At 72.6% G+C, this 6,000-nt stretch carries 2 protein-coding genes and 1 pseudogene; all 3 read left to right on the plus strand.

Annotated features, from left to right (window positions below; all coding sequences use genetic code 11):
- The first annotated feature begins 31 nt into the window (after positions 1–31).
- Complete coding sequence (eccCa, locus tag AB0M46_RS44200; RefSeq protein WP_363346331.1) at positions 32–3,982, plus strand: type VII secretion protein EccCa; 3,951 nt, start codon at positions 32–34, stop codon at positions 3,980–3,982.
- Between the two features lie 75 nt (positions 3,983–4,057).
- Positions 4,058–4,690 carry a hypothetical protein gene (locus AB0M46_RS44205; protein WP_363346333.1) on the plus strand — a complete coding sequence of 211 codons (633 nt, stop codon included), beginning with the start codon at positions 4,058–4,060 and terminating at the stop codon, positions 4,688–4,690.
- A gap of 10 nt (positions 4,691–4,700) precedes the next feature.
- Positions 4,701–6,000: pseudogene (locus tag AB0M46_RS44210) on the plus strand (hypothetical protein); the annotation flags it as partial.

Raw genomic sequence — 6,000 nt, forward strand, 5'->3', positions numbered from 1 at the left:
CAAGCGAGGTCGAAAGGGAGGATGAGCTCGAGTGAGCACAGTCGTGCGCCGCAGGCCGTCGCGGCGGGCCGAGCCCGAGTACCCGACGGGCGAGGTGCTGCTCGACGCGCCGCCGGAGGTTCCGGCGCCGACGGGCCGCGGCTGGGCGCAGATGCTCATGATGATCCCGATGCTGGCCGGCTCGGGGTCGATGGCCCTGATGTTCGCCGGGCAGCGCGGCGGCCCGCTGGCATACATGACGGGCGCCATGTTCGGCCTGTCCGCCATCGGTATGCTCGCCTCCCAGTTCGGCCAGCACAGCGGGCCCGGGCGGCAGGAGATGCTGCTCGCCCGGCGCAACTACATGCGCCACCTCGGCCAGCGCCGCCGGCAGGTCCGCCGGGCCGGTCAGAAGCAGAGGGCGACGCAGCTGTACCGCTACCCCGACCCCGATTCGCTGTGGTCCGTCCCGGCCAGCCAGCGGCTGTGGGAGCGCCGGCCCGGGGACGCCGACTTCGGCATGGTGCGCATCGCGCTCGGCCCGCAGGACCTGGCCACCCCGCTGGTCCCGCCGCAGAGCAAGCCGCTGGAGGACCTCGACCCGATGTGCGCGGTCGCGCTGCGCCGGTTCATGACGACGTATGCGACCGTCGACGACCTGCCCATCGTGATGGCGCTGGACGGCTTCGCGAGGGTCTACGTGCAGGGCGACCCGGAGCAGACCCGGGCCCTGGCCCGCGCGATCGCCGCCCAGGCGGCCGCCTTCCACGCCCCGGACGACCTGCTCGTCGCCGTGTGCGCCGGGCCGGGCGCGGCGCCGCTGTGGGAGTGGGCCAAGTGGCTGCCGCACGGGCTGCACCCGAGCCGGACGGACGCGCTGGGCCAGCTGCGCCTGGTCTCGCCCAACGTGCCCGGCCTGGAGGCGATGCTCGACGACGTGCTCGGCAACCGGCCGCGGTTCAACCCGGTCAGCGGCGGCGAGCGGGTCGGCGGGCCGCACCTCATCGTCATCCTCGACGGCGGCGACGTGCTCGGCTCCGACCACCTCATGACGGAGGGCGGGGTCGAGGGGGTCACCGTCCTGGACCTGTCCACCCCGCCGCCGCGCCTGCTCGACCAGTCCTCCCTGGTCCTGAGCATCGCCGCGGACGGCACGCTGTCCAGCAGCACCTTCGAGGGCCGGGCCGACGTGGGCAAGGCCGACCGGCTCAGCCAGACCGAGATGGAGGGCCTGGCGCTGCAGCTCTCGCCGCTGCGCCTGTCCGCCGCCTCGCGCACCGAGCAGCGCACGACCGGCACGATCGACCTCACCGACCTGCTGGAGATCGGCTCGCCGGAGGACTATGACCCACAGCGGCACTGGGTGCCCCGGCCGCAGCGGGATCGGCTGCGGGTGCCGATCGGCTGGTCGCCCGACGGCACGATGGTGGAGCTGGACCTCAAGGAGTCGGCCCAGGACGGCATGGGCCCGCACGGCCTGCTCATCGGGGCCACCGGCTCCGGCAAGTCGGAGCTGCTGCGCACGCTCGTGCTGGCGCTGGCCGTCACGCACAGCTCCGAGCTGCTCAACTTCGTGCTCATCGACTTCAAGGGCGGCGCCACCTTCACCAAGCTCGACGTGCTGCCGCACACCAGCGCGGTGATCACCAACCTCGAGGACGAGCTGCCGCTGGTCGACCGCATGACCGACGCCATCAACGGCGAGCTGCTGCGCCGGCAGGAGCTGCTGCGCAAGGCCGGCATGTATGCCAGCCAGCGCGACTACGAGAAGGCCCGCACGGCCGGCGCGCCGCTGGCGCCGCTGCCCAGCCTGCTCATCATCTGCGACGAGTTCAGTGAGCTGCTGACCGCCAAGCCCGACTTCATCGACATGTTCGTGCAGATCGGGCGGGTCGGGCGCTCCCTCGGCGTACACCTGCTGCTGGCTTCGCAGCGGCTCGAGGAGGGCCGGCTGCGCGGCCTGGACACGCACCTGTCCTACCGCGTCGGCCTGCGGACGTTCTCGGCGGTGGAGAGCCGGATCGTGCTCGGCGACGTGGCCGCCTTCGAGCTGCCGCGCTCCCCCGGCCACGGCTACCTGCGCTTCGGCACCGAGCCGCTGAAGCGCTTCCGGGCCGCATACGTGTCCGGGGTGTACCGCCGCGACACCGCCGTCGCCCTGGCCGCCTCGGGCGGGCCGGTCGTGCGCGACTACGTCAGCGGCTACGTGGCGCCCCCGGTGACCGAGGAGCCGGTGGCCGAGCAGCAGGAGGAGAGCGCGGTCGGGGAGAGCATGCTCGACCTGCTCGTCGACCGGATGCGGGGCAAGGGCGTGCCGGCCCACCAGGTGTGGCTGCCGCCGCTGTCCGACCCGCCGACCCTCGACGCGCTGCTGCCCTCGCGGGTCGCCGATCCCGAGCGCGGCCTGACCGTGCAGGTCGCCGAGCTGCAGGGCAGCCTGCACGCCGTGGTCGGCATCGTGGACCGGCCGCTGGACCAGCGCCGCGACCCGGTCTGGTGGGAGCTGGCCGGCTCGGCCGGGCACGCGGTCGTCGTCGGCGGCCCGGGCAGCGGCAAGAGCACCCTGCTGCGCAGCCTGATCCTCAGCCTGGCGCTGTCGCACACGCCGCGCGAGGCCCAGTTCTACTGCCTGGACTTCGGCGGCGGCGCGCTCGGCTCGCTGCGCGAGGTGCCGCACGTCGGCGGCGTGGCCACCCGGCTGGACCCCGGCGCCGTGCGGCGCACCGTGGCCGAGCTGCAGGTGCTGCTGGCCGAGCGGGAGCGGCGCTTCGCGGCGGCCGCGGTGGACTCGATGGCCACCTACCGGCGGCTGCGCCGGGCCGGGCAGCACGCCGACGACCCGTTCGGCGACGTGTTCCTGGTCATCGACGGCTGGTCGACGATCCGCTCCGACTTCGAGGACCTCGAGGGGTCGATCAACGACCTGACCAACCGCGGCCTGACGTACGGCGTCCACGTGATCGCCTCCGCGACCCGCTGGAACGACGTGCGGCCCGCGATCCGGGACCTCTTCGGCAGCCGGCTGGAGCTGAAGCTGGGCGACCCGAGCGACTCGCAGATCGACCGGCGGGCGGCGATGAACGTGCCGGACCGCACGCCGGGCCGCGGCATCGTCCCCGGCGGGCTGCAGTTCCTCGGCGCCCTCCCCCGAGTCGACGGGCAGCCGGTGGTCGAGGACCTGGCCGACGGCGTGGAGAAGCTGGTCGCCGAGATCCGGCAGAGCTGGCCGGCGGCCGGCGCCCCGCCGGTGCGGCTGCTGCCGGCGACGCTGCCGTACGAGAGCCTGCCGGTCACCGACCGTGAGCGCTCCGGCCTCCCGATCGGCATCGCCGAGTCGGACCTGCGCCCGGTCTGGGTCGACCTCGCCGCCGACCCGCACTTCCTGCTCTTCGGCGACTCCGCGTCGGGCAAGAGCGCGTTCCTGCGGGCCTTCGGCCAGGCCATCATCGACCGGTACGAGCTGGTCGAGGCCCGGATGATCGTGGTGGACTACCGGCGCAGCCTGCTCGGCGCCTTCGACAGCCCGCACCTGATCGGCACCGGCACCTCGGCCCAGACCGCCAAGACGATCATGGACGAGGTCATCGGGGTGCTCAAGGCGCGGCTGCCCGGCCCCGACGTGACGATCGAGCAGCTGCGCAACCGCAGCTGGTGGAAGGGCCCGGAGCTGTACGTCCTGGTCGACGACTACGACCTGGTGGCCGGCGGCAGCACCAACCCGATCACGCCGCTGCTGGACTTCCTGAGCCAGGCCCGCGACGTGGGCCTGCACCTGATCCTGACCCGGCGCACGGGCGGGGCCAGCCGGGCGCTCTACGAGCCGGTCCTCATGCGCCTGCGCGAGCTGGGCTCGCCCGGCGTGCTGCTGTCCGGCGAGCGCGACGAGGGCGCGCTGCTGGGCAACGTGCGCTCCGCGCACCAGCCGCCCGGCCGCGGTTACTACGTGACGCGCAAGGAGGGCGGCCGCCTCGTGCAGCTCGCGTGGCAGCCACCACCGAGCTGAGCAGCGTTCTCGGTTGGCCGACTTCGATAGCATTGAGTACCTTGGGACGGTACTTCGGCTCGGCGGGGAGGGCGAATGCGCGACGACTATTACCGGGACGATCTTCCTGGGCACGATACGTGGACGCCGATCGACCACTCGAAGATCCAGGTCAACGTCGAGTCGCTGCAGCACTACGCCAAGCTGGTCAAGGACGAGCTCGGCGACTTCACCGAGAACCTGAAGAACGGCGTGCTGCCGATGACCAAGGTGCAGTCGACGTTCGCCGGGTTCGGTGAGGGCAAGCTGTATCGCGGCACGCACGCCAAGGCCGTCACCGCGGTCGGCGACCTGCTCAAGGACGTGGGCATGAGCCTCAACGCGATCCTGCAGGCGTCGACGGGGATCTACTTCGAATACCTGGGCGGCGACGACCTGAGCAAGGCCGGCGTCGACGACGTGTATGACGTCTTCTGGCCCTCCGACGGCCGCCCCACCCTGCAGGACGAGGTCAACAAGCAGCAGCCCCAGGGCCAGACCGGCGGCGACGGCACGACCGACCCGGCGCCGATCGTGCCGCCGGCCGGCAGCGACGACTCCACGTCGAGCTACTTCAACCAGTGGGACAAGGGCTTCTCCGTCGGCGACGGCGGCGCGACGTACAAGGTGTCGGACAACCAGTCGGACATGATGGGCGCCCCCGAAGACCCGCTGAAGCCGAAGAACTGAGAGCGGCCCGATGAGTGACGAGTACTACGGCTACACGCCGTACCAGCTGCCCCCGAGCATCGCGCAGTTCGACGACTACACGGCGTCGATGGGGATCGTCGACTACCAGCCGACGGACTGGAACGCGGAGTCGACCACCATCGAGATGATGTGGCCGTGGATCCAGATCGACTCGGACGCCCGGGCCACGGCACTGGCCGACATGTGGCGGCGGGTGCACACCCTGCTGGACAACACCAGCCGCAACCTGCGCCGGTACACCGACGCGCTGGCCGAGCAGTGGAACTCCGACGCCTCCAAGGTCTTCCTGCGCGAGATCGGCGCCGCGCTGTCCTCCCTGGACGAGTGGAAGGAGGTGGCGAGCACCAACGCCACCGGCCTCGACGTCCTGGCCAGCACCATCGCGTGGAACCAGAAGAACGCCCTGCGGGTGTGGAAAGAGTACTGCCTGGCCATCTCCCACCCGGGCGACGTCCCCGGCAGCGCGGCGAAGGTGACGGCGTCGGGCCGCGCCACTCATACGGAGAACGAGGACGACCGCAAGAAGCGGCTCATCAAGAAGTACACCGAGGACATCAAGCCCTACGTGAAGGACCTCGCCGACACGTACCTGTTGGTGTACTTCAACTACCTGACCTGGGGCACCCGCTACAAGGGCCCGACCAACGCCGCGATGGCGCAGCCTCCCACGATCCACGGCGGCGGCCCGGGCGGCAGCCTCCCGCCCCCGCCGATCCTGCCGCCGCCGAGCTTCCCGAAGGTGAACCCGCCGGACACCTCGCAGCTGCAGAACCAGCTGCAGGACCGGCTCACGCAGCTGGGCTCGGTGCCCCGCGACCACGCCCTGACCCTGGCCGGCCAGGCCGTGCTGCCCCCGCTGCCGGAGTTCCCGACGGTGCCCACCGGCCCGGTCGCGCCCCAGCAGGTGCCCAACCTGCCCAGCATGCCGGGGCTCCCGGGCACGCCCGGCTTCGCCCGGCTCGGCCCGGCCCCGACGGCCGGCCTCGACCCGGCGCAGGCCTCCGCCCGTCTCGGCGAGGGTCCCGGCGGCATGCGCCCGCAGCTGCCCGGCCGCCCCAACCTCTCGGGCCTGCGCCCGCCGCCCGGCCGCGGCATGCCCCCCGGCCAGCGCCCGCAGCTCCCCGGCCGGGGCAACCCCGACCTGCGCGGCTCGAAGGGCCGCGCGACCGGCGTCGGCGGCCCCGACCTCAGCGAGGAGATGCCCCGCACGCCCCGCGGCCCGGTCCCGCCCACTAGGAACTCCTTGCTGACGCCGCCCCAGGTCCCGACCGGCGGGATGCCGCCGAGGC

Source organism: Dactylosporangium sp. NPDC051485 (assembly GCF_040682015.1).
Lineage (GTDB): Bacteria > Actinomycetota > Actinomycetes > Mycobacteriales > Micromonosporaceae > Dactylosporangium.